This window comes from Metabacillus sp. KH_069 (assembly GCF_057838075.1).
The window spans coordinates 1-24,869 of sequence record NZ_CM174460.1; the positions used below are offsets into that span (position 1 = coordinate 1).

15 protein-coding genes, 2 tRNA genes, 3 rRNA genes and 1 other annotated feature (1 of these 21 running past the window's edge) are annotated in these 24,869 nt (G+C 43.5%); of the genes, 19 read left to right on the forward strand and 1 reads right to left on the reverse strand.

Translation table 11 applies throughout. The features are described from left to right. The 15 genes from dnaA (at position 1) to rrf (ending at position 18,406) form a co-directional block, all read left to right on the forward strand. On the forward strand, positions 1–1,350 hold the full coding sequence (dnaA, locus tag AC3ISE_RS00005) for a chromosomal replication initiator protein DnaA (RefSeq protein WP_070878919.1): 1,350 nt from the start codon (positions 1–3) through the stop codon (positions 1,348–1,350). Between the two features lie 225 nt (positions 1,351–1,575). After that, entirely contained in the window at positions 1,576–2,712 is a 1,137-nt protein-coding gene (gene dnaN / locus AC3ISE_RS00010; RefSeq protein ID WP_489222637.1) for a DNA polymerase III subunit beta, read from the forward strand. A 217-nt stretch (positions 2,713–2,929) separates the two neighbouring features. After that, a complete protein-coding gene (yaaA, locus tag AC3ISE_RS00015; RefSeq protein WP_489224413.1) occupies positions 2,930–3,142 on the forward strand; it encodes a S4 domain-containing protein YaaA in 213 nt (70 codons plus the stop codon). 75 nt (positions 3,143–3,217) lie between these two features. Continuing rightward, positions 3,218–4,330 carry a DNA replication/repair protein RecF gene (gene recF, locus AC3ISE_RS00020; RefSeq protein WP_154318358.1) on the forward strand — a complete coding sequence of 371 codons (1,113 nt, stop codon included), beginning with the start codon at positions 3,218–3,220 and terminating at the stop codon, positions 4,328–4,330. Positions 4,331–4,346: 16 nt separating this feature from the next. Further along, positions 4,347–4,625 (forward strand): extracellular matrix regulator RemB, encoded by a 279-nt coding sequence (remB, locus tag AC3ISE_RS00025; protein ID WP_133313039.1) that lies wholly within the window; start codon positions 4,347–4,349, stop codon positions 4,623–4,625. A gap of 37 nt (positions 4,626–4,662) precedes the next feature. Then, entirely contained in the window at positions 4,663–6,585 is a 1,923-nt protein-coding gene (gene gyrB, locus AC3ISE_RS00030; protein WP_070878923.1) for a DNA topoisomerase (ATP-hydrolyzing) subunit B, read from the forward strand. Between the two features lie 161 nt (positions 6,586–6,746). After that, positions 6,747–7,007 (forward strand): spore coat protein, encoded by a 261-nt coding sequence (locus AC3ISE_RS00035; protein WP_133313043.1) that lies wholly within the window; start codon positions 6,747–6,749, stop codon positions 7,005–7,007. A gap of 144 nt (positions 7,008–7,151) precedes the next feature. Next, positions 7,152–8,525 carry a copper amine oxidase gene (locus AC3ISE_RS00040; RefSeq protein WP_489222638.1) on the forward strand — a complete coding sequence of 458 codons (1,374 nt, stop codon included), beginning with the start codon at positions 7,152–7,154 and terminating at the stop codon, positions 8,523–8,525. Positions 8,526–9,229: 704 nt separating this feature from the next. Further along, positions 9,230–11,788 carry a DNA gyrase subunit A gene (gene gyrA, locus AC3ISE_RS00045; RefSeq protein ID WP_489222639.1) on the forward strand — a complete coding sequence of 853 codons (2,559 nt, stop codon included), beginning with the start codon at positions 9,230–9,232 and terminating at the stop codon, positions 11,786–11,788. A 100-nt stretch (positions 11,789–11,888) separates the two neighbouring features. Then, positions 11,889–12,980, forward strand: a complete 1,092-nt coding sequence (locus AC3ISE_RS00050; protein ID WP_489222640.1) for an HD-GYP domain-containing protein — start codon at positions 11,889–11,891, stop codon at positions 12,978–12,980. Positions 12,981–13,244: 264 nt separating this feature from the next. Continuing rightward, positions 13,245–14,794 (forward strand): 16S ribosomal RNA (locus AC3ISE_RS00055). Between the two features lie 157 nt (positions 14,795–14,951). After that, positions 14,952–15,028: transfer RNA gene (locus AC3ISE_RS00060), tRNA-Ile, on the forward strand. 16 nt (positions 15,029–15,044) lie between these two features. Next, positions 15,045–15,120 (forward strand) — tRNA-Ala (locus AC3ISE_RS00065). 149 nt (positions 15,121–15,269) lie between these two features. Further along, positions 15,270–18,200: ribosomal RNA gene (locus AC3ISE_RS00070) — 23S ribosomal RNA — on the forward strand. Positions 18,201–18,290: 90 nt separating this feature from the next. Beyond that, positions 18,291–18,406, forward strand: a 5S ribosomal RNA gene (gene rrf / locus AC3ISE_RS00075). Together the 16S, 23S and 5S rRNA genes with 2 tRNA genes alongside form the textbook arrangement of a ribosomal RNA operon. A gap of 192 nt (positions 18,407–18,598) precedes the next feature. On the opposite strand, the gene AC3ISE_RS00080 is transcribed toward rrf, so the two are convergent. After that, entirely contained in the window at positions 18,599–19,558 is a 960-nt protein-coding gene (locus AC3ISE_RS00080; protein WP_489222641.1) for a YaaC family protein, read from the reverse strand. 117 nt (positions 19,559–19,675) lie between these two features. Between AC3ISE_RS00080 and guaB the strand changes: the two genes are divergently transcribed. The 4 genes from guaB to pdxT all read left to right on the forward strand — a co-directional run bounded on the left by guaB (position 19,676) and on the right by pdxT (position 24,611). Further along, positions 19,676–21,142: an IMP dehydrogenase gene (gene guaB, locus AC3ISE_RS00085; protein WP_070877765.1), complete on the forward strand. Its 1,467-nt coding sequence runs from the start codon at positions 19,676–19,678 to the stop codon at positions 21,140–21,142. Between the two features lie 167 nt (positions 21,143–21,309). Continuing rightward, positions 21,310–22,674, forward strand: coding sequence for a serine hydrolase (locus tag AC3ISE_RS00090; RefSeq protein ID WP_489222642.1), 1,365 nt, complete (start codon positions 21,310–21,312; stop codon positions 22,672–22,674). 441 nt (positions 22,675–23,115) lie between these two features. Then, positions 23,116–24,000, forward strand: coding sequence for a pyridoxal 5'-phosphate synthase lyase subunit PdxS (gene pdxS / locus AC3ISE_RS00095; protein ID WP_070877763.1), 885 nt, complete (start codon positions 23,116–23,118; stop codon positions 23,998–24,000). A gap of 20 nt (positions 24,001–24,020) precedes the next feature. Beyond that, positions 24,021–24,611, forward strand: a complete 591-nt coding sequence (gene pdxT / locus AC3ISE_RS00100) for a pyridoxal 5'-phosphate synthase glutaminase subunit PdxT (protein ID WP_489222643.1) — start codon at positions 24,021–24,023, stop codon at positions 24,609–24,611. Between the two features lie 56 nt (positions 24,612–24,667). Further along, positions 24,668–24,869, forward strand: a binding site (T-box leader); it runs 14 nt beyond the window's last position.

Below are 24,869 nucleotides of genomic sequence, written 5' to 3' on the forward strand. Positions count from 1 at the left end.
ATGGAGAATATTGATGAATTATGGAGCAAAGCTTTATCAGAAATTGAAAAAAAGCTGAGCAAGCCCAGTTTTGAAACATGGCTTAAGTCCACTAAAGCCCATGCTCTTAAGGGAGATACATTAACAATCACTGCACCTAATGAATTTGCGCGTGACTGGCTTGAATCCAGGTATCTGCATTTGATTGCCAATACCATATATGAGCTTACAGGCGAGGAATTGCTGATAAAATTTATCATTCCCCAAAATCAGAATGAAGCTGATTTTATGCCAAAATCACCTATAAAGCCGATGACTAAAGAGGAAGAACAGATTGAGCTTCCGCAAAATATGCTAAATCCGAAGTATACGTTTGACACATTCGTAATCGGTTCAGGAAACCGTTTTGCCCATGCAGCTTCTCTAGCTGTAGCCGAAGCACCCGCGAAGGCGTATAATCCGCTTTTCATTTACGGGGGAGTCGGACTTGGAAAAACGCATTTAATGCACGCTATTGGCCATTATGTGATTGATCACAAGCCTAACGCGAAAGTTGTTTATTTATCATCAGAAAAGTTCACAAATGAATTTATCAATAGTATTCGTGACAACAAAGCGAAAGACTTCCGCAATAAATACCGAAGTGTCGACGTGCTGCTTATAGATGATATTCAATTTCTTGCAGGTAAAGAACAAACTCAAGAGGAGTTTTTCCATACGTTTAATACGCTCCATGAAGAAAGCAAGCAAATTGTGATCTCAAGCGACCGTCCTCCAAAAGAAATTCCAACCCTGGAAGACCGTCTTCGTTCCAGGTTTGAATGGGGTTTAATAACTGATATTACACCGCCTGATCTTGAAACAAGAATTGCCATCCTCAGAAAGAAAGCAAAGGCTGAAGGTCTTGATATTCCAAATGAGGTTATGCTCTACATCGCCAATCAAATCGATTCAAATATCCGTGAGCTTGAAGGGGCACTCATTCGAGTTGTAGCTTATTCATCTTTAATCAATAAGGATATAAATGCCGATCTCGCAGCAGAAGCACTGAAGGATATTATTCCAAGCTCTAAACCGAGAATGATCACGATTGCTGACATCCAGCGCATGGTCGGTCAGCATTTCAGTGTAAAACTAGAAGACTTTAAAGCAAAGAAACGCACGAAATCAGTCGCGTTCCCAAGACAAATTGCCATGTATCTTTCAAGAGAATTAACGGATTCCTCTTTGCCTAAAATTGGCGAAGAATTCGGAGGCCGTGATCATACGACAGTTATTCATGCCCATGAAAAAATTTCTAAGCTGCTTCAGGCTGATGATCAGCTTGTTAAACAGCTAAAAGAGATCGAAAGCATGCTGAAGGGCTCTTAAAAAAGCTTGCACTTATAAAAATTAATATGGATAATGTGAATAACCAAGCACGATTCATACACAGTCTGTCCACAGGTGGATAGGCTGTGTTTCCTTTCGTCAACAGAGTTATACACATTTCCACAGGCCCTACTAGTACTTCTACTATTTTTTCTTTAAATAATATATATATTAAGTGGCTCAAAGAAATATGCTCCCATACGAAAAAAAGGAGGATTTCCCTAAATGAAATTTGTCATCCAAAAAGATCGGTTAGTTCAAAGTGTTCAAGACGTGATGAAAGCCGTATCTTCAAGAACAACCATCCCGATTTTGACAGGAATTAAAATTGTTGCAACAGAAGAAGGTGTCACACTTACAGGAAGTGATTCTGACATCTCTATTGAATCGTTTATCCCAACTGAAGAAAACGGCAAAGAAATCGTTGAAATCAAACAAACTGGAAGCATTGTTCTCCAGGCTCGTTTTTTTAGTGAAATCGTTAAAAAACTTCCGAAGGAATCGGTAGAAATAGAAGTTCTTGGCCACCATATGACCGTCATCCGCTCAGGCAAAGCAGAATTTAACCTTAACGGGCTTGATGCAGAAGAGTATCCTCATTTGCCGCAAGTAGAAGAACATAATAGTTTTAGAGTGCCGACAGATCTTTTAAAAACAATGATCCGCCAAACGGTATTCTCCGTCTCAACTTCAGAAACGCGTCCTATTTTGACAGGGGTCAACTGGAAGCTTGAAAATAGAGAGTTAATCTGTATTGCAACAGACAGTCACCGATTGGCGCTCCGCAAAGCAAAAATCGAAACAGAGACAGACAGCTCTTATAATGTCGTTATTCCGGGAAAAAGCTTAAATGAATTAAGCAAGATTCTTGCAGACACAAGTGATGAAATTGAAATAGTGATTACAGAAAGCCAAGTTCTTTTTAAAGCTGAAAATTTACTTTTCTTCTCAAGATTATTGGACGGAAACTACCCGGATACAACAAGACTTATTCCTGCTGAGAGCAAAACAGATATGGTCCTTAATACAAAAGAATTTCTTCAGGCCATCGACCGGGCATCACTTCTTGCAAAAGAAGGAAGAAATAACGTAGTAAAGTTTTCAACCCTTGAAGAAGGTATTGTAGAAGTTTCTTCAAACACTCCGGAAATCGGAAAAGTCATTGAGGAAGTTCAGACTCAGGAGATTACAGGAGAAGAATTAAAAATCTCATTCAGTGCAAAATATATGATGGATGCATTAAAAGCACTTGAAGGAACGGAAATTAAAATCAGCTTTACGGGTGCAATGAGACCGTTTTTAATCCGCACTCCGGAAGACGATTCCATTCTCCAATTAATTCTTCCTGTTAGAACGTATTAATTAAACAAGCTGCTGGCACAAGCTGGCAGCTTTTCTTTTCCTTTCGCGGGACCTTATACCCACCTTGTGTTCACGTGAGACGGACACAGTTATTCTTGATAACGAACAAGGCAAATGTGAAGAGATTAAAGGTTTAAATAGGTGTTGTGAAAGTATGGATAAGTTTAGTAAAATTAACTGTTGGAGACTTAAAGAAAGAAGGCGATCTGCAGTGTCAATTAAGCCAGTGAAAATTGAGACAGAATACATTACACTTGGACAGTTCCTGAAGCTTGCTGAAGTTATTCAATCAGGCGGCATGGCTAAATGGTTTTTGCAGGAATATGCGATTTTTGTAAATGGCGAGCCTGAAAACCGCCGGGGAAAAAAATTGTTTGCTGATGATACGGTTGAAATTCCGGACTTTGGCTCTTTTATCGTGAAAAACTAAGGCTTGCAGGCCATTCATATATAGAATGATCACTCTCTTTGCAAAAAGAGCAAAAACTAAAGTTGGTGAACGGATTTGTTTATCAAAGAATTAACGCTGCGGAATTACAGGAACTATGAAGAACTGACCGTAGAGTTTGAAAATAAGGTCAATGTTATTTTAGGGGAGAATGCCCAAGGCAAGACAAATGTGATGGAAGCCATCTATGTATTAGCCATGGCAAAGTCCCATCGCACCTCAAATGACAAAGATCTTATCTATTGGGACAAGGAATATGCTAAAATAGAAGGCAGAGTAGAAAAGTACAGCGGCTCAGTCGCCATGCAGCTCGTTGTCTCGAAAAAAGGGAAAAAAGCGAAGCTGAATCATATTGAACAGCAGAAATTAAGCCAGTATGTAGGGGCAATGAATGTCATTATGTTTGCACCCGAGGATCTCAATCTCGTAAAGGGAAGCCCTCAAATCAGAAGGCGTTTTATTGATATGGAAATCGGACAGGTGTCACCTGTCTATCTTCATGATTTAAATAGATTTCAAAAAATTATGCTGCAGAGGAATCAGTATTTAAAGCAGATGCAGATGCGCAAACAGACGGATCGAACGATGCTTGATGTCCTTACTTCACAGCTTGCAGAGTCTGCCGCAAAGGTCATTTTAAAACGGATTGAGTTCATAGAGAAACTGCAAAAGTGGGCCCAGCCGATTCATACAGGCATAAGCAGAGGGCTTGAAACGTTAACAATTGAGTATAAAGCATCTGTCGATGTATCAGAAGAGGCAAGTTTGTCGAAAATGATAGAAGCATATGAAGAGAAGTTTGATAAAATAAAAGATAGAGAAATTGAGCGCGGCGCAACCCTTGCAGGTCCACACAGAGATGATCTCTTATTTTTTGTAAATGGGCGTGATGTGCAGACATTCGGTTCCCAGGGACAGCAGCGGACGACCGCACTATCGCTGAAGCTTGCAGAAATCGAATTGATCCATGAGGAAATTGGAGAATACCCGATTTTGCTGCTTGATGATGTTTTATCAGAACTCGACGATTACAGACAATCTCATTTATTGAATACGATTCAAGGGAAAGTGCAGACATTTGTTACAACAACAAGTGTTGAAGGCATTGACCATCAGACGCTGAAAGAAGCAACGACATACCGTGTTTCAAAAGGCAGGCTGACACGCTGAAAAGAGGTGGTTTTTCTTGTATATTCACCTGGGAGATAATTTTGTGATTCCCTCAAAGGAAGTTGTCATGATTATTGATCATCATTCTTCAAAAACATCCGGCATTGTCAGTGAGTTTTTAGAAAAACATCAGAATCATACAGTCAAGCTTGCGAGCGGAGAGACAAAATCAATTGTTGTAACCACAGATAAAATCTATTTTTCCCCTCTTGCATCAGGCACGTTGAAAAAACGCGCAAAATTCACATTTGACATAGATATGGTTGCGGATGAACCATTCAAAAATCATTCTTAATAAGCCCTTAAGAAAAGTGTAGGTGATCATAGTGGCGATGGAACAAAAACAAATCGAACAGCAAACTTATGATGAAAACCAAATACAAGTATTAGAAGGCTTAGAGGCTGTCCGGAAACGTCCTGGGATGTATATTGGATCAACAGCAGCAAAAGGTCTTCACCATCTCGTTTGGGAAATTGTTGATAACAGTATTGACGAAGCCCTTGCTGGTTACTGTGATGAAATCAACATTATTGTTGAAGAAGATAACAGCATTACCGTAAAAGACAATGGACGCGGTATTCCAGTAGGGATTCATGAAAAAATGGGACGTCCTGCCGTTGAGGTCATCATGACCGTTCTCCATGCCGGAGGAAAATTCGGCGGCGGAGGATACAAAGTATCCGGCGGACTGCATGGTGTAGGTGCATCAGTAGTTAACGCGCTTTCGACTGTCCTTGAGGTTACTGTTTACCGTGAAGGGAAAATCCATTATCAGAAGTTTGAGCGCGGAGTGCCTGCTGGTGATTTGGAAGTCATTGGAGAAAGTGAACTGACAGGGACGACAACTCACTTCTGTCCGGATCCGGAAATCTTTACTGAAACGGTTGAATATGATTTTGATACGCTTGCAAATCGGTTAAGAGAGCTTGCTTTCTTGAATCGGAATATTAAAATCACGATTGAAGATAAACGCGAAAACAAACGCAAAAAGGAATACTTGTACGAAGGCGGAATTAAATCCTATGTCGAGCATTTAAACCGCACGCGTGAAGTCATTCATGAAGAGCCTGTCTACATGGAAGGCGAAAAGGACGGCATTACAGTTGAGGTTGCCCTGCAATACAATGATTCTTATACAAGCAATATCTATTCTTTTGCCAATAACATTCATACGTATGAAGGCGGAACTCATGAAGCTGGATTTAAAACAGCCCTCACTCGAGTCATTAATGACTATGCCCGTAAAAATGGTGCATTTAAAGAGAGTGATGCCAACTTGACTGGTGATGATGTGCGTGAAGGGATAACAGCGATTATCTCTGTTAAACATCCTGATCCGCAGTTTGAAGGACAAACCAAAACAAAATTAGGCAACTCTGAAACGAGAACTGTTACTGATAACCTTTTCGCAGAAGGATTTGAGAAGTTTTTGCTGGAAAACCCTTCAACGGCCAAGAAAATCCTTGAAAAAGGATTAATGGCTTCTAGAGCACGTCTTGCAGCGAAAAAAGCGCGTGAATTAACACGACGCAAAAGTGCGCTTGAAATTTCAAATCTGCCCGGAAAACTTGCGGACTGTTCATCTAAAGACCCTTCTATTTCTGAATTGTATGTGGTTGAGGGTGACTCTGCCGGAGGTTCTGCTAAACAAGGCCGCGACCGTCATTTCCAGGCAATCCTTCCGCTTAGAGGGAAAATCATCAACGTTGAAAAAGCCCGTCTGGATAAAATTCTTTCCAATAACGAGATCCGCACGATCATTACCGCTCTCGGAACAGGGATTGCAGAGGATTTTGATATTTCAAAGGCCCGTTATCATAAAATTATCATCATGACAGATGCTGACGTGGATGGAGCCCATATCCGGACCCTTCTGCTTACATTCTTTTACCGCTATATGCGACAAATCATTGAAAATGGATTTGTCTACATTGCGCAGCCGCCTTTATATAAAGTGCAGCAGGGTAAACGAATTGAATATGCGTACAATGACAGAGAAATGGAGAAGCTGATGGCGGAACTGCCGGCTACTCCAAAACCGGGCATCCAGCGCTACAAAGGTCTTGGGGAAATGAACCCTGAGCAGCTTTGGGAAACAACGATGGATCCGAATACAAGAACATTCCTTCAAGTAACGTTAGAAGATGCGATGGAAGCTGACGAAACGTTTGACATCCTTATGGGTGACAAAGTAGAGCCGCGCCGAAACTTCATCGAAGGAAATGCACAATACGTAAAGAATCTGGATATTTAAGAATCCAGAGTTACTCATAAAGAAAAGGCAAAGCAGAAAAACTGCTTTGCCTTTTCTTTTTCTCCAAGCTTATTAATTCACAAGTAGCCCACTACTTTTAAACTCGTCCTGCATATCTTTTTAAAGTAAGTAGGCAATTTATCTAAGCAGGAGGCGTAAAGATGAATAATCAGCAGTTTTATCATCAAGATGACATGCGGCGTCCATTCGGCAGACCGGGATTCGGATTCGGCAGACCTGGATTTGGTTTTGGAAGACCAGGTTTTGGTTTTGGGAGACCTGGATTTGGTTTTCCGTTTGCAACTGGATTTTTGGGAGGGCTTGCAACAGGAGCATTATTAACACCTGGATATGGCTATGGCTATGGTTATCCGTATCCGTATTATCCGCCGTATCCATATCCGTACTATCCATATTACTAATATCAGCCGAAAAACATCCGAAAAGGATGTTTTTTCTTTTTAAATTCAAAAATTTTTAATAGTATGTGATCCATATAAAAACTCTCTCCGTTAGTCCAAGTGTAAATACCCAATAAACTAAATGGAAAAAGGAGAGAATTTAAAATGAAGATGAAAAAAGCCCTAATTGCGGTACCCCTCAGTTTTTCCCTGCTGATTCCGGCATTTGGCACAGCGAGCGCTGAAGATCACGGCGGAGGTCATGGAGGCAATCACGGCGGTATGGTTTCATCAGACGTTTCTAACCCTGCTATCGATCTTCGTGCATCACTTGATGCGATCCTCTCAGAACATGCATACTTAGCAGTTGTTGCTATGCAAAAAGGAATTGACGGCAAAGAGGATTTTGAAGCAGCAGCGGGCCAGCTTAATAAAAACACAGAAGAATTATCAGCAGCAGTGGCATCTGTTTACGGTGAAGAAGCTGGAGCGCAATTTAAAGATATATGGAGCAGCCATATTGGATACTTTGTAGATTATGTAACAGCAACTGCTGAAAACAATGAAGAAGGAAAAAAACAGTCATTAGCTGAACTGGACGAGTACAGAGTTGAGCAAGCAGGCTTCCTTGATACGGCAACTGAAGGACGTTTAAAAGCGAAAGATCTTGAAGAAGGATTAAAAGTTCATATTGATCAATTAATCTGGGCTTTCGAAAGCTACAGAACGGGCGAATATGATAAAGCATATGACAACATCACAGAATCTATGCACCATATGTTCGGAGTCGGCAAAGGATTATCATGGGCGATTACCGATCAGTACCCAGATAAATTTGAAAATACATCAGTGGATACACCAGCTGCAGACTTGAGAGCAAATTTAAACCAAGCATTCTCTGAGCATGCAGCACTTGCAGCACTAACTATGCAAAAAGGAATTGACGGAGCAAAAGACTTCGAAGCAGCAGCAGGAGCATTAAATGAAAATACAGATGATTTAACAGCAGCAGTTGAATCTGTTTACGGGGCTGAAGGTGCTGCACAATTTAAAGAAATATGGAGCAGCCACATCGGATACTTTGTAGATTATGTAACAGCAACAGCTGAAAACAACGAAGAAGGGAAAAAACAGGCTGAAGCGGAATTAGATGAATACCGTGCAGAACAAGCAGCATTCCTTGATACAGCAACAGAAGGACGCTTAAAAGCGGCTGACCTTGAGGCGGGCCTTAAGGAGCATGTTGATCAATTGCTGAATGCATTCAACAGCTATACAGGCAAAGATTATCCTGCAGCTTATGAAAATATTCACGTGGCATACACGCATATGTTTGGAGTAGGCCAGGCAATGTCATCTGCGATTGTTGATCAGTTCCCTGAAAAAATTGAAGGTGAAAAACCATCTGAAATGCCTAAAACAGGCTTGGGGGGCATGAGCGAAACAAACAACAGTGCAATCTTATGGAGCGTTTTTGGATTTATCCTGGCTTCAGTTTCGATTGCGATGATCGCTCGCCGTAAATCTGTCAATAACTAAGAAGGATGAAACGGGGGACAGAGATGTCCTCCTTTTTTCTTCCCGAATTTCAGTAAGAGAGGAGAAAATCATCTAATGAGATAGATAGAAACTCTTCTTTTATTCAGTCTTATTCTTTCAGCCTGTACAGCTTCAGGACAGCTGGATGAAAAAGAAGGAGATAAGACGAGACGGGTCTCAGCACAGCTGAGGCAGGCGACACAGCTTCTTCAGCCTCTTTATCACCCCCGGAAAAATGCCCCGGTTGACAAAATTTTTCACTATGCATAAACAAGCAAACTTAACTTCATTACATAAACCGGCACATTTAATCAAGAACGCACACATGACAAAAGATTGGTTATCTATACGGAATTAAAAGAATCGCAAAACTAGAATCCCTGCCTCAATAGGCGGGGATTCTTTAGCTGAATCGCATTTTTATCTGAATTTGACGTGTAATGTCATAGGTTTATTGATATAATGGAGAGTAGGCTATTATTTAATTTTATACAGCCATACATAATCAGTTTGATATTTTATCAACAAAGATTTATAAGATCCAAAGTTTCCGGAGACCTTTAACTCCCGTTTTTTTTATGAGATTAGAAAGTTTAAATATATGTACATCTTTGGCAAGCTCCGGCGCCTGTATTCCCGGTCAAAACGGGCCTTGGCGCTTCCGCTTTTCTGGTTGGAGCTATATAGATTAGGGAGGTTCAAACATGGAAGAAAATAAAACTCCTCAAGTAAAAGAGATAAATATTAGTCATGAAATGCGCTCATCTTTCCTGGATTATGCGATGAGTGTTATCGTTTCGCGTGCGCTTCCCGATGTTCGTGACGGGTTAAAGCCTGTTCATCGCCGTATTTTATATGCAATGAACGATTTAGGGATGACATCTGATAAACCGTTTAAGAAATCTGCCCGTATCGTCGGAGAAGTAATCGGTAAGTATCACCCGCATGGTGACAGTGCCGTTTATGATTCAATGGTCCGCATGGCTCAAAATTTCAACTTCCGGTATATGCTTGTAGATGGACATGGAAACTTCGGTTCTGTCGATGGCGACGGAGCTGCAGCGATGCGTTATACAGAGGCGCGCATGTCCAAAATTGCGATGGAGCTTATCCGCGATATCAATAAAGATACTATCGACTATCAGGACAACTATGACGGTTCGGAACGTGAACCGGTTGTTCTTCCTTCCCGTTACCCTAACTTGCTGGTAAACGGTGCGGCGGGTATCGCAGTCGGCATGGCAACAAATATCCCTCCTCATCAGCTGGGAGAAGTCATAGACGGGGTACTGGCTGTAAGCAAGGACCCGGATGTAAGCATTCCTGAGCTGATGGAGATCATTCCAGGGCCGGATTTCCCGACAGCTGGTCAGATTATCGGCAGAAGCGGGATTCGCAAAGCCTACGAAACAGGGCGAGGTTCTATTACAATCCGCGCTAAGGTAGAAATCGAAGAAAAAGCATCAGGTAAAGAAGTAATCATCGTAAGAGAACTTCCTTACCAGGTAAATAAAGCGAAGTTAATTGAAAAAATTGCTGAGCTTGTGCGTGACAAGAAGATTGAGGGCATCACCGATCTGCGGGATGAATCAGACCGCAACGGAATGCGCATCGTCATTGAAGTGCGCAAAGATGCCAATTCAAATGTTCTATTAAACAATCTATACAAACAGACTGCCCTTCAGACAAGCTTCGGCATCAATATGCTTGCCCTTGTAAATGGACAGCCTCAAGTATTGAACCTTAAACAGTTCCTGGTCTACTATCTGGATCATCAGAAGATTATTATCCGCCGCCGTACAGCGTTTGAACTTCGCAAAGCGGAAGCACGCGCACATATTTTAGAAGGTTTGAGAATTGCACTTGATCACTTGGATGAAGTCATCTCCCTGATCCGCAGCTCTCAGACAACGGATATTGCGCGTCAAGGCTTGATGGATAACTTCTCTCTATCTGAAAAACAGGCACAGGCGATTCTTGATATGCGTCTGCAGCGTTTAACAGGACTTGAAAGAGAGAAAATCGAAGAAGAGTACCAGGGGCTTGTGCAGCTGATTGCGGAATTAAAAGCAATCTTGGCTGACGATGAAAAAGTTCTTGAAATTATCCGCGAGGAATTAGAAGAAATCAAGGAGCGTTTCAATGATGTTCGCCGTACGGAAATTGTGTCGGGCGGAATTGAAATGATCGAAGATGAAGATCTGATCCCTGTTGAAAATATCGTTATTACTCTTACTCACAACGGCTATATTAAAAGACTGCCAATTTCAACGTACCGCAGCCAGCGCCGCGGAGGCAGAGGGATTCAGGGTATGGGTACGAATGAGGATGATTTCGTAGAACACCTTCTAACAACATCTACTCATGACACGATTCTTTTCTTTACGAATAAAGGGAAGGTTTACCGTGCAAAAGGGTATGAAATTCCAGAGTACGGAAGAACAGCTAAAGGACTTCCGATTATTAACCTTCTGGAAATAGAAAAAGGCGAATGGGTGAATGCCATCATCCCTGTTTCTGAATTCGTTGACGATTGGTCATTATTCTTCACAACAAAAGAAGGAATATCTAAACGTTCTCCTTTGACACAATTCGCGAACATCAGAAAAGGCGGCTTGATCGCAGTGAACCTGCGTGAAAACGATGAACTTATTTCTGTCCGTTTAACAGATGGAACGAAACACATCATGATTGGAACGAAAAAAGGAATGCTCATTCGTTTCCCTGAAACAGATGTCCGCTCAATGGGACGTACAGCAACTGGTGTTAAGGGGATTACCCTGGATTCTGATGACGAAGTTGTCGGAATGGAAATCCTTGAAGAAGATGTCGATGTCCTTGTAGTAACACGCAATGGATTCGGCAAACGCACGCCTGCAGCTGAATACCGGATTCAAAGCCGCGGCGGTAAAGGGATTAAAACATGTAACGTCACGGAAAAAAATGGCACAGTGATTTCTGTTAAGCCTTCTACAGGAGAAGAGGATCTCATGCTGATTACAGCAAGCGGTGTTCTTATCCGGATGGCGATCGACAGTATTTCGACAACCGGCCGTAACACACAGGGTGTTAAGCTGATTAAACTTGGCGATGAAGAACACGTTGCTACAGTCGCTGTTGTAGAAAAAGAAGAGCTCGAACCGGAAGATGCCGAGCTTTTGGAGAATGAAGAAGGATTAAAGGAAGATTCATCTGCAGAACCAATCTCAACTGAAGAAGACTCTGTAGAAGACTCCTCTGGTGAACCGGATACAGAAGAATAAGCAAATGAAAGACATAGCCTTTAAGCTATGTCTTTTTTTATTTTAAAAAACCATTTTCTACTAAATGGAATCGTTTATAATATGGATGGGAGGGATTCATGTGAGAGTCCATATTAATCAGCTGTCTGAAGGATGCATACTGTCAAAAGACGTATTTTCAATGTCGCACAAACCTTTGATGCGCAGCCAAACCATCTTAAATCAAGATCTTCTGCAAATTCTGCAGGCTTTTTTAATAAATGAAGTAGAAGTAGAGCCATTCTTTGAAAATGGAAATGCCTATAAACCTGCTGGGGAAATCCTTGATTCTTCTGCAGTTGAAAAAATAACAAATTCAAATCAGAGCACCCATTTTGAAGGACTGTATAAAAATGCTGTGCAAGCCTTTAAGCAATTGTATCTAGACTGGCAATCCGGCGCATTGGTTGATATCTCAAAAATCAGAAATCTATTAATTCCTGTTGTTGAGCAGGGACTGAAAGAACCTGATAAAATATTGAAAACCTACAAATATACAAAAGATGAAGATCATCTTTACCACCACTCAGTATCTGCAGGGTTAGTAAGCGCTTATTTAGGAAAGAGTATGGGCTTTTCCTATGGAGATACGATTCAGGTTGCTATGACGGGTCTGCTGTGTGACTGCGGCATAACAAAAGTAGAGCAGCAGGGGTTTCTGACTAAAAAGACAGCTCTAACAGACAAAGAGTTTAAAGAAATCAAGCAGCATCCTGTTCACAGCTACAAAATGCTGAAAAATATCGTTTCGTTAAAAGAGGCTGTTAAGCTGGGAGTTTTGCAGCATCATGAGCGCCTTGACGGGAGCGGGTACCCATTAGGAGCAAAGGCTGATCAGCTTCATCCCTTCGGCAAAATAGCGGCTCTCGCTCATGCATATCAGGCGATGGTCTCCGAAAGGCTGCACAGAAGCAAACAATCGCCTTTTAAAGTCTTAGAACAGCTCATGCAAGATGAGTTTGGGAAATTTGATCTGAAGGCACTGAACGAATTGAAGAAGGGGTTACTAAAACTAAGTTCAGGAACAACTGTCAGATTGTCAGACGGCAGAATAGCAGAGATCGTATTTATAGAAGATCAAGATCCGACCAGACCTCTTGTAAAAATAGAAGAAACTGAGGAAATTCTTGCACTTAAAGGACAAAGTCACCTTTTTATAGAAGAAATCATTTAAGAGCAAACTTTTTGCTCTTTTCTTATTGCTTATTTTAATAGGTGCTGATATAATTCTATAAGTCAGTAAGAAACCTTCTACATAAAGCAGTTAAAGAAAATTATTTTTTAAAAAATGATTGACACAAACTCGGTAGAAATGGTATATTGAAAGGGTCGCTTCGAGAGAATGTGACACAAAAAGTTCTTTGAAAACTAAACAAAACCAAAAGCGTACCAAACGTTTTAAATTTTTGAAGTCAGCAACAAATTGAGTCACAAATTTTCTTCGGAGAGTTTGATCCTGGCTCAGGACGAACGCTGGCGGCGTGCCTAATACATGCAAGTCGAGCGGACTTGCTGGAGCTTGCTCCAGCAGGTTAGCGGCGGACGGGTGAGTAACACGTGGGCAACCTGCCTGTAAGACTGGGATAACTCCGGGAAACCGGAGCTAATACCGGATAGTATCTTGAACCGCATGGTTCAAGTTGGAAAGACGGTTTCGGCTGTCACTTACAGATGGGCCCGCGGCGCATTAGCTAGTTGGTGAGGTAATGGCTCACCAAGGCAACGATGCGTAGCCGACCTGAGAGGGTGATCGGCCACACTGGGACTGAGACACGGCCCAGACTCCTACGGGAGGCAGCAGTAGGGAATCTTCCGCAATGGACGAAAGTCTGACGGAGCAACGCCGCGTGAGTGATGAAGGTTTTCGGATCGTAAAACTCTGTTGTTAGGGAAGAACAAGTGCGAGAGTAACTGCTCGCACCTTGACGGTACCTAACCAGAAAGCCACGGCTAACTACGTGCCAGCAGCCGCGGTAATACGTAGGTGGCAAGCGTTGTCCGGAATTATTGGGCGTAAAGCGCGCGCAGGCGGTTTCTTAAGTCTGATGTGAAAGCCCCCGGCTCAACCGGGGAGGGTCATTGGAAACTGGGAAACTTGAGTGCAGAAGAGGAGAGTGGAATTCCACGTGTAGCGGTGAAATGCGTAGAGATGTGGAGGAACACCAGTGGCGAAGGCGACTCTCTGGTCTGTAACTGACGCTGAGGCGCGAAAGCGTGGGGAGCGAACAGGATTAGATACCCTGGTAGTCCACGCCGTAAACGATGAGTGCTAAGTGTTAGAGGGTTTCCGCCCTTTAGTGCTGCAGCTAACGCATTAAGCACTCCGCCTGGGGAGTACGGTCGCAAGACTGAAACTCAAAGGAATTGACGGGGGCCCGCACAAGCGGTGGAGCATGTGGTTTAATTCGAAGCAACGCGAAGAACCTTACCAGGTCTTGACATCCTTTGCCACTTCTAGAGATAGAAGGTTCCCCTTCGGGGGACAAAGTGACAGGTGGTGCATGGTTGTCGTCAGCTCGTGTCGTGAGATGTTGGGTTAAGTCCCGCAACGAGCGCAACCCTTGATCTTAGTTGCCAGCATTCAGTTGGGCACTCTAAGGTGACTGCCGGTGACAAACCGGAGGAAGGTGGGGATGACGTCAAATCATCATGCCCCTTATGACCTGGGCTACACACGTGCTACAATGGATGGTACAAAGGGCTGCGAGACCGCGAGGTTTAGCCAATCCCATAAAACCATTCTCAGTTCGGATTGCAGGCTGCAACTCGCCTGCATGAAGCTGGAATCGCTAGTAATCGCGGATCAGCATGCCGCGGTGAATACGTTCCCGGGCCTTGTACACACCGCCCGTCACACCACGAGAGTTTGCAACACCCGAAGTCGGTGGGGTAACCGCAAGGAGCCAGCCGCCTAAGGTGGGGTAGATGATTGGGGTGAAGTCGTAACAAGGTAGCCGTATCGGAAGGTGCGGCTGGATCACCTCCTTTCTAAGGAATATATGAGGACGCTTTTGGTTTTTGTTTAGTTTTGAGAGAACTTTGTTCCCTCTAAATGAATAGTGAGTTTACCTTAGAGTAAGCGAAGAAACATTTGCGCGTACTTTTTTGTACGTCACAAACATTCTTTTATTCATTCTTATGAGATGGGCCTATAGCTCAGCTGGTTAGAGCGCACGCCTGATAAGCGTGAGGTCGATGGTTCGAGTCCATTTAGGCCCACCATCTCTTAAATTCATATGGGGCCTTAGCTCAGCTGGGAGAGCGCCTGCCTTGCACGCAGGAGGTCAGCGGTTCGATCCCGCTAGGCTCCACCAAGAAGTTGTTCTTTGAAAACTAGATAACGTAATTGATAACAAGTAATTCACTGAGATTTACGCTTACCATAATTAGTGATTTTCCAGACATTTATGTCTGAACAAACAACGAAATGCGAAACGCATCTAATGATGCGGCTGACCATTTAGGTTAAGTTATGAAGGGCGCACGGTGGATGCCTTGGCACTAGGAGCCGATGAAGGACGGGACTAACACCGATATGCTTTGGGGAGCTGTAAGTAAGCTTTGATCCAGAGATTTCCGAATGGGGAAACCCACTGTTCGTAATGGAACAGTATCTTTATCTGAATACATAGGATATTGAAGGCAGACCCGGGGAACTGAAACATCTAAGTACCCGGAGGAAGAGAAAGCAAACGCGATTTCCCAAGTAGCGGCGAGCGAAACGGAATTAGCCCAAACCAAGAGGCTTGCCTCTTGGGGTTGTAGGACACTCTATACGGAGTTACAAAGGAACGGGGTAGATGAAGCGACCTGGAAAGGTCCGTCAGAGAAGGTAAAAACCCTGTAGTCGAAACTTCGTTCCCTCCAGAGTGGATCCTGAGTACGGCGGGACACGAGAAATCCCGTCGGAAGCAGGGAGGACCATCTCCCAAGGCTAAATACTCCCTAGTGACCGATAGTGAACCAGTACCGTGAGGGAAAGGTGAAAAGCACCCCGGAAGGGGAGTGAAAAGATCCTGAAACCGTGTGCTTACAAGTAGTCAGAGCCCGTTAATGGGTGATGGCGTGCCTTTTGTAGAATGAACCGGCGAGTTACGATCCCGTGCAAGGTTAAGTTGATGAGACGGAGCCGCAGCGAAAGCGAGTCTGAATAGGGCGTTTTAGTACGTGGTCGTAGACCCGAAACCAGGTGATCTACCCATGTCCAGGGTGAAGTTCAGGTAACACTGAATGGAGGCCCGAACCCACGCACGTTGAAAAGTGCGGGGATGAGGTGTGGGTAGCGGAGAAATTCCAATCGAACCTGGAGATAGCTGGTTCTCTCCGAAATAGCTTTAGGGCTAGCCTCAAGTATGAGAGTCTTGGAGGTAGAGCACTGATTGGACTAGGGGCCCTCATCGGGTTACCGAATTCAGTCAAACTCCGAATGCCAAAGACTCGCTCCTTGGGAGTCAGACTGCGAGTGATAAGATCCGTAGTCAAGAGGGAAACAGCCCAGACCACCAGCTAAGGTCCCAAAGTATACGTTAAGTGGAAAAGGATGTGGAGTTGCTTAGACAACCAGGATGTTGGCTTAGAAGCAGCCACCATTTAAAGAGTGCGTAATAGCTCACTGGTCGAGTGACTCTGCGCCGAAAATGTACCGGGGCTAAACGTATCACCGAAGCTGTGGACTGTTCTTACGAACAGTGGTAGGAGAGCGTTCTAAGGGCGTTGAAGCTAGACCGTAAGGACTGGTGGAGCGCTTAGAAGTGAGAATGCCGGTATGAGTAGCGAAAGAGGGGTGAGAATCCCCTCCACCGAATGCCTAAGGTTTCCTGAGGAAGGCTCGTCCGCTCAGGGTTAGTCGGGACCTAAGCCGAGGCCGAAAGGCGTAGGCGATGGACAACAGGTTGATATTCCTGTACCACCTCCTCACCATTTGAGCAATGGGGGGACGCAGGAGGATAGGGCAAGCGCGCTGTTGGATATGCGCGTCCAAGCAGTTAGGCTGAGAAGTAGGCAAATCCGCTTCTCATATAAGGCTGAGCTGTGATGGCGAGGGAAATTTAGTACCGAAGTTCCTGATTCCACACTGCCAAGAAAAGCCTCTAGCGAGGTGAGAGGTGCCCGTACCGCAAACCGACACAGGTAGGCGAGGAGAGAATCCTAAGGTGAGCGAGAGAACTCTCGTTAAGGAACTCGGCAAAATGACCCCGTAACTTCGGGAGAAGGGGTGCTTTTTAGGGTTCATAGCCCTGAAAAGCCGCAGTGAATAGGCCCAGGCGACTGTTTAGCAAAAACACAGGTCTCTGCGAAGCCGCAAGGCGAAGTATAGGGGCTGACGCCTGCCCGGTGCTGGAAGGTTAAGGGGAGAGGTTAGCGCAAGCGAAGCTTTGAACCGAAGCCCCAGTAAACGGCGGCCGTAACTATAACGGTCCTAAGGTAGCGAAATTCCTTGTCGGGTAAGTTCCGACCCGCACGAAAGGCGTAACGATCTGGGCACTGTCTCAACGAGAGACTCGGTGAAATTATAGTACCTGTGAAGATGCAGGTTACCCGCGACAGGACGGAAAGACCCCGTGGAGCTTTACTGTAGCCTGATATTGAATTTTGGTACAGCTTGTACAGGATAGGTAGGAGCCTTGGAAGCCGGAGCGCCAGCTTCGGTGGAGGCATTGGTGGGATACTACCCTTGCTGTATTGAAATTCTAACCCACAGCCCTGATCGGGCTGGGAGACAGTGTCAGGTGGGCAGTTTGACTGGGGCGGTCGCCTCCTAAAATGTAACGGAGGCGCCCAAAGGTTCCCTCAGAATGGTTGGAAATCATTCGCAGAGTGTAAAGGCACAAGGGAGCTTGACTGCGAGACCTACAAGTCGAGCAGGGACGAAAGTCGGGCTTAGTGATCCGGTGGTTCCGCATGGAAGGGCCATCGCTCAACGGATAAAAGCTACCCCGGGGATAACAGGCTTATCTCCCCCAAGAGTCCACATCGACGGGGAGGTTTGGCACCTCGATGTCGGCTCATCGCATCCTGGGGCTGTAGTCGGTCCCAAGGGTTGGGCTGTTCGCCCATTAAAGCGGTACGCGAGCTGGGTTCAGAACGTCGTGAGACAGTTCGGTCCCTATCCGTCGTGGGCGCAGGAAATTTGAGAGGAGCTGTCCTTAGTACGAGAGGACCGGGATGGACGCACCGCTGGTGTACCAGTTGTCTTGCCAAAGGCATCGCTGGGTAGCTATGTGCGGAAGGGATAAGTGCTGAAAGCATCTAAGCATGAAGCCCCCCTCAAGATGAGATTTCCCATCACGTAAGTGAGTAAGAACCCTGAAAGATGATCAGGTTGATAGGTCTGAGGTGGAAGCGCGGTGACGTGTGGAGCTGACAGATACTAATCGTTCGAGGACTTAACCACAGTCTAATAAAGTGTAACATTTAAGTGAATCTTGTTATCAAACGTTATTTAGTTTTGAAAGAATAACATTCTTTCTTCAATTGCATATTGTCTGGTGATGATGGCAAAGAGGTCACACCCGTTCCCATGCCGAACACGGAAGTTAAGCTCTTTAGCGCCGATGGTAGTTGGGGGTTTCCCCCTGTGAGAGTAGGACGTTGCCAGGCACGCATAAAGGAGAACAGCAGAGATGCTGTTCTTTTTTTGTATGGAGCTGGGGAAGATGGCTCTATTTCTAACTGCCCCCGGCAAATCAATTCTTTTAAAAAGCAGAAAAAGTGCTTATTTTAAAGAACTGCACAAGCATACTCTCCGCAAACGGATATGAACTATCCAGTGCAGCAGTACTTAACACGCACTTACCCTTTTCCCCACAATTCATTCAAAAACGCAAGCGCAAACAGAGGTATTTTCTCTTTCGTGACTTCAAGAAAACGAACGATGAATACATAATCGTCCTGTGAATGGCTTAGCATCAGTTCGTACCACCACTCGGTTTCATATCTTGAGATCATGCTTAAGTTATACAGCAATAAGTAATGAGCCATAAATTCAGGCAATCCATTAAGATCGTTCAAAGATGCAGGCAAGGTATAATCGTCTGTTTGTCCATTGTACAGAAATGGCAGACTGTAGAAAGCGCTGAAGCGATCTGGCAGATGACATGTGATGTTGTAATCAGAACAGCTTTCTCCGCTTAATTGAAAATGATAATTCAGGTATTCAAGCAGCCTTTCCGGTGTCATATGATAAGAGGCTGCCGCTTCAACAGGAATATGTATTTGCTTGGTTTCATATCGGGATGCAATATGAACGTTTTTCTCTTTATGTCTGCTGAATAAATCGCTCAGTTCAGGTATTCTTTTTAAAAGCTCCTGCATAGAGTACTTATCATTTTCTACATGTTCAAGCTTAAATAAATGAGACGCTGCGTGAGCAAACAAACCATTTCTTTGTATCTTTACTTCATCCTGCAAAAAGCGGTATTGCTGCTTTTTCCGTTTTCTTGTTGAGACTCCATGTGCAAGCACGGATGAAGTTGCTGGATATTCAGGATCTAAAGTTAAAATACATGCTTTCATAAGCTGTGACATTCCGTAGAACAGGAGCATTGGCTGTACGGGCAGTGCGGCACTTGCAGATGAAAGATAAAAATTTTCAGCATGCTTTAGGTGGTAAACAAAAGGGTAGCTGTTTTGATAGGATAATTCGGCAGGTGAAGGCTGCTGATTTTTTTTATAACATTTTTCCAGGAATTTTTGGACCGTTTCTGTTGATTGATATGATTTTAACTGGTTCCAGACGGCTGTTTTCATCATCTTGCAGCTCCCCTTTCTTTTTTCTAAATTTTTAAACTCTTTTGCCTGTTCTTGACAGTAGGTTGGCTAGTTGTTAATCTACTAATAATATTTTGCCGTTAAGAGGGGGATTTAATGATGTGGGAAAGTAAATTTTTAAAAGAAGGCTTAACGTTTGATGATGTATTGCTTGTACCGGCTAAGTCCGAGGTTCTTCCAAGAGACGTGAACTTAAGTGTGAATTTAACACCAACATTAAAGCTGAATGTCCCAATCATTAGTGCCGGTATGGATACTGTTACCGAAGCTCAGCTTGCGATTGCGATGGCAAGACAAGGCGGAATGGGCATCATTCACAAGAACATGTCGATTGAACAGCAGGCAGAGCAGGTTGATAAGGTAAAACGTTCTGAAAGAGGCGTTATTACAAATCCATTCTTTTTAACTCCGGATCATCAAGTTTTTGATGCAGAGCATTTAATGGGTAAATACCGCATTTCAGGTGTACCTGTAGTAAATAATGTGGATGAGCAGAAGCTTGTAGGCATTATTACAAATCGTGACATGAGATTTATTCAAGACTTCTCGATCAAGATCTCTGATGTGATGACAAAAGAAAACTTAGTAACGGCAGACGTCGGAACAACTCTTAAAGAAGCAGAAAGCATTCTGCAAAAGCATAAAATTGAAAAACTTCCGCTGGTTGATGACCAGGGTGTTTTAAAAGGATTAATCACGATTAAAGATATCGAAAAAGTAATTGAGTTCCCTCATTCAGCAAAAGATGAGCATGGACGATTGCTTGTCGGTGCTGCAGTAGGCGTTACGGCAGATACCATGCTTCGTGTTAAAAAGCTGGTTGAGGCTAACGTTGATGCAATTGTGCTGGATACAGCCCATGGCCACTCAAAGGGCGTTATCGATATGGTCAGAACGATCAGAAACGAATATCCTGATCTGAATATTATTGCAGGGAATGTTGCAACAGCTGCCGCTACAAGAGAACTTGCAGAAGCTGGAGCAAACGTCGTAAAGGTAGGAATCGGACCTGGTTCTATTTGTACAACCCGTGTTGTAGCAGGTGTAGGTGTACCTCAAATCACAGCTGTTTATGATTGTGCGACGGAAGCACGCAAGCTAGGCATTACTATTATCGCAGATGGCGGAATTAAATATTCAGGCGATATCGTAAAAGCATTAGCATCAGGCGGTCACGCCGTTATGCTTGGCAGTCTTTTGGCAGGTACGTCAGAAAGCCCGGGAGAAACAGAAATTTACCAGGGAAGACGATTTAAGGTCTACCGAGGCATGGGTTCTGTTGGCGCGATGGAAAAAGGAAGCAAAGACCGTTACTTCCAGGAAGATAACAAGAAATTTGTTCCGGAAGGCATTGAAGGCAGAACTCCTTATAAAGGCCCTCTTTCAGATACGATTTATCAGCTGGTTGGCGGTATTCGCTCTGGTATGGGATATTGCGGAACGGCAAACTTAGAAGAGCTTCGGGAGAATTCACAGTTTGTCCGCATGACGGGTGCAGGTCTTCGCGAAAGCCATCCTCATGATGTACAAATTACAAAAGAATCACCGAACTATTCGCTTTCATAAGCGTTTCTAGGTCGATTTACCTGAAATGTAATACAATGTTCAATCTTTAGGACAGAGTCTCAGACTCTGTCTATTTTTTTTGATCATAGTGTGATAAAATCGACTTTGTTGTTTGTCACTCAGGTCAATAATTGAATATAAAAATAGATAAAAAAACGGTGGAGGTTATGAATTTGAGCAACATGAAGTTTAAGCGTTTGCTGTCCGTGCTGTTAGCTGCTGTTCTGGCAGTAACAGTTATTTTGCCGGCAGCACAGGCATCTGCGGCAGAAAATGATGCAGTTGGAGTGAATGCAAAAGGTGCAATTTTAGTAGAAGCGTCTACAGGTAAAATTCTATACGGGAAAAATGCAGACGATCTGCTTCCGATTGCAAGTATGGCTAAAATCATGACAGAATATTTAGTTCTTGAAGCAGTTGATAAAGGGAAAATCAAGTGGGATCAAACATACACCCCAAGTGATTATGTCTATAGAATTTCACAAAACCGCGGACTGTCCAACGTCCCATTACGAAAAGACGGTACATACAATGTAAAAGAGCTTTATGAAGCAATGAGCATTTATTCTGCAAACGGAGCAGCTATTGCTTTAGCAGAAATCGTTTCAGGATCTGAGTCTAATTTCGTGAAATTAATGAATGAAAAAGCTAAAGAGCTTGGTCTTAAAAACTTCGAATTTGTAAACTCAACAGGTTTAGAAAATGGAGATCTAGCAGGAATGCATCCTGATGGCACGACAGCAGATGCCGAGAATAAAATGTCAGCACGCGATATGGCGCTGCTTTCTCAAAAATTAATAAATGATTATCCAGAAGTATTAGAGACAGCAAGTACTCCAAGAAAAATATTCAGAGAAGGCACAGAAGATGCTATCAAAATGGATAACTGGAACTGGATGCTTAAAGGCTTGTTATTTGAAACAGAAGGTGTAGACGGTTTAAAAACAGGTTCTACTAAATCAGCAGGTTCTTCTTTTACAGCAACTGCTGAACGAAACGGCATGCGCGTTATTACTGTCGTCTTAAACGCTGCAAGTGATGACGGCAGCCTTCATACTCCTCGTTTTAAAGAAACGAAAAAAATGATCGATTATGCATATAACAATTTCAAGATGGAAGAAGTTTATCCTGAAAACTATCAAATCAAAAATAAATCTGACCTCTCCGTTGTGAAAGGAAAAGAAAAAGAAGTAGCTGTAGCAACAAAAGAGCCTCTTAACCTTGTTGTTAAGAACGGTGAAAAAGAATCATATGAGCCAAACTACGTCTTTGATCAAAAGAAGGTCAATGCAGACAATGAAGTACAGGCTCCTGTCAAAAAAGGCGAAAAAATCGGCTATATGACAGTAAAGTACAAAGGTAAAGGCCAAAATCTGGGCTTCTTAGAAGAAAAAAGCGATGCTAATGTTGATATCGTCACAAAAAGCGGTGTTGAAAAAGCCAATTGGTTTGTTTTATCCATGAGAGGAATCGGCGGATTCTTCGGCGGTCTTTGGGGAACGGTGACAGACACTGTGACAGGCTGGTTTTAATTGAAAGAAGACTTACTCAATATGAGTAAGTCTTTTTTCATATTTTGATATATTAGGTGCGAAACGGGAGGTTCCGCTTTTCTTATTGTCTAGCTCTACCGCCCAACTCCTCGGCCAGAACAAATCCGTCAGCAAAGGCAAAAAGCGCCTTCACTGCCGGATTCTTATCTGTCTGTCGGAGCTAAACGGGCGGTTCCACTTTTCTCATTGTCTAGCTCCGCCTCCTAACCCCTCAGTCAGAACAAATCCGTCAGCAAAGGCAAAAAGCGCCTTCACTGCCGGATTCTTATCTGTCTGTCGGGGCTAAACAGTCGGCTCCGCTTTTCTTTGTGCGAATTGTTTTAATAATCCCTTTAATTTTGATAGGATTTTTTAATAACTTAGGATAGAATAAGCTATATGTGCAAAATGAAATTTTACATAATATGAGGGGGATATAGAATGAATAACACAGGTACAGATCGTGTAAAACGCGGAATGGCAGAAATGCAAAAAGGCGGCGTCATTATGGACGTAGTCAATGCAGAGCAAGCAAAGATCGCTGAGGAAGCTGGAGCAGTTGCTGTAATGGCACTTGAGCGCGTTCCTGCTGACATTCGTGCTGCAGGCGGAGTTGCCCGTATGGCAGATCCTACAATTGTTGAAGAAGTGATGAAAGCTGTAACGGTTCCAGTTATGGCAAAAGCACGTATTGGCCACATCGTGGAAGCTCGCATATTAGAAGCGATGGGTGTCGATTACATTGATGAAAGTGAAGTATTGACTCCTGCTGATGAAGAGTATCATTTAAATAAACGTGATTATACAGTTCCATTTGTTTGCGGATGCCGTGATTTAGGTGAAGCTACTAGACGTATTGCTGAGGGAGCTTCTATGCTTCGCACAAAAGGCGAGCCTGGTACAGGAAATATCGTTGAGGCTGTTCGCCACATGCGTAAAGTAAATGGCCAAGTTCGCAGAATCATTGGAATGAGCACGGATGAATTAATGACAGAAGCGAAGCTGTTAGGCGCGCCTTATGAGCTTCTTCTTCAAATCAAGCATGAGGGACGCCTTCCGGTTGTAAACTTTGCAGCAGGCGGAATTGCAACTCCGGCAGATGCTGCTCTAATGATGCAATTAGGAGCAGACGGTGTATTCGTAGGTTCAGGTATCTTCAAATCAGAAAACCCTGCAAAATTTGCCCGTGCGATCGTTGAAGCAACAACTCACTATCAGGACTATGAATTGATTGCAAGTCTTTCAAAGGGACTTGGAACAGCAATGAAAGGCATTGAGATCTCAACTTTGCTTCCTGAGAACAGAATGCAAGAGCGCGGCTGGTAATGATAAAGGAGTAGAATACAATGCTTAAAATTGGTGTATTAGGCCTTCAAGGTGCTGTAAGAGAACATATCCGATCAATAGAGGCAAGCGGTGCTGAAGGAGTCGTTGTTAAGCGTCCTGAGCAGCTTGATGAATTGGACGGTCTTATTATGCCAGGCGGAGAGAGCACAACGATGCGACGCCTGATTGATAAATATGAGTTCATGGGTCCGCTGAAAGCTTTCGCTGAGCAGGGAAAGCCGATGTTTGGAACCTGTGCAGGCTTAATTCTTCTTGCTAAAAACATTGTGGGTTACAGCGAAGGACATCTTGGAGTAATGGATGTTACCGTTGAGAGAAACTCATTTGGGCGTCAGCGTGAAAGCTTTGAAGCAGAACTGAATATTACGGATGTTGCTGAAGATTTCGTTGGTGTGTTTATCAGGGCTCCTCATATTGTCGAAGTTGGAGAAGACGTGGAAATTCTGTCTAAACATAACGGAAGAATCGTTGCAGCACGTCAAGGACAGTTCCTGGGCTGTTCGTTTCATCCTGAATTAACAGATGATCACCGGATGACTGGGATGTTTGTGCGCATGGTTAAAAATACAAAAGCGAAATTAAGTGTATAAAAACCTTGCAACCGTATCAAACTTGTAGTAAATTATGAATTACTTAATTGAACATGAAAAACATGACGACAGGAAATAGTAGCAAGTGCTTCTTTCTTAGAGAGCCGGTGGCTGGTGAAAATCGGTGTTAGATCCTTGTGAATCCATCCTTGAATGAGATGTTGAAATCTTCGGAGAGTAGACATTTCCGGTACAGGCCGTTATCCTGCTTAAGAGGAAGGCAATCTGCCTTCAATTAGGGTGGCAACGCGGATATAA

Excerpts from the sequence above, each read along its gene's own strand:
- AC3ISE_RS00080 (WP_489222641.1), bottom strand. The coding sequence starts at position 19,558 with ATGATGAAAACAGCCGTCTGGAACCAGTTAAAATCATATCAATCAACA.
- dnaA (WP_070878919.1), top strand. The coding sequence starts at position 1 with ATGGAGAATATTGATGAATTATGGAGCAAAGCTTTATCAGAAATTGAA.
- AC3ISE_RS00035 (WP_133313043.1), top strand. The coding sequence starts at position 6,747 with ATGAATAATCAGCAGTTTTATCATCAAGATGACATGCGGCGTCCATTC.
- dnaN (WP_489222637.1), top strand. The coding sequence starts at position 1,576 with ATGAAATTTGTCATCCAAAAAGATCGGTTAGTTCAAAGTGTTCAAGAC.
- guaB (WP_070877765.1), top strand. The coding sequence starts at position 19,676 with ATGTGGGAAAGTAAATTTTTAAAAGAAGGCTTAACGTTTGATGATGTA.
- pdxT (WP_489222643.1), top strand. The coding sequence starts at position 24,021 with ATGCTTAAAATTGGTGTATTAGGCCTTCAAGGTGCTGTAAGAGAACAT.
- gyrA (WP_489222639.1), top strand. The coding sequence starts at position 9,230 with ATGGAAGAAAATAAAACTCCTCAAGTAAAAGAGATAAATATTAGTCAT.
- gyrB (WP_070878923.1), top strand. The coding sequence starts at position 4,663 with ATGGAACAAAAACAAATCGAACAGCAAACTTATGATGAAAACCAAATA.
- pdxS (WP_070877763.1), top strand. The coding sequence starts at position 23,116 with ATGAATAACACAGGTACAGATCGTGTAAAACGCGGAATGGCAGAAATG.
- AC3ISE_RS00040 (WP_489222638.1), top strand. The coding sequence starts at position 7,152 with ATGAAGATGAAAAAAGCCCTAATTGCGGTACCCCTCAGTTTTTCCCTG.
- AC3ISE_RS00090 (WP_489222642.1), top strand. The coding sequence starts at position 21,310 with ATGAATTTGAGCAACATGAAGTTTAAGCGTTTGCTGTCCGTGCTGTTA.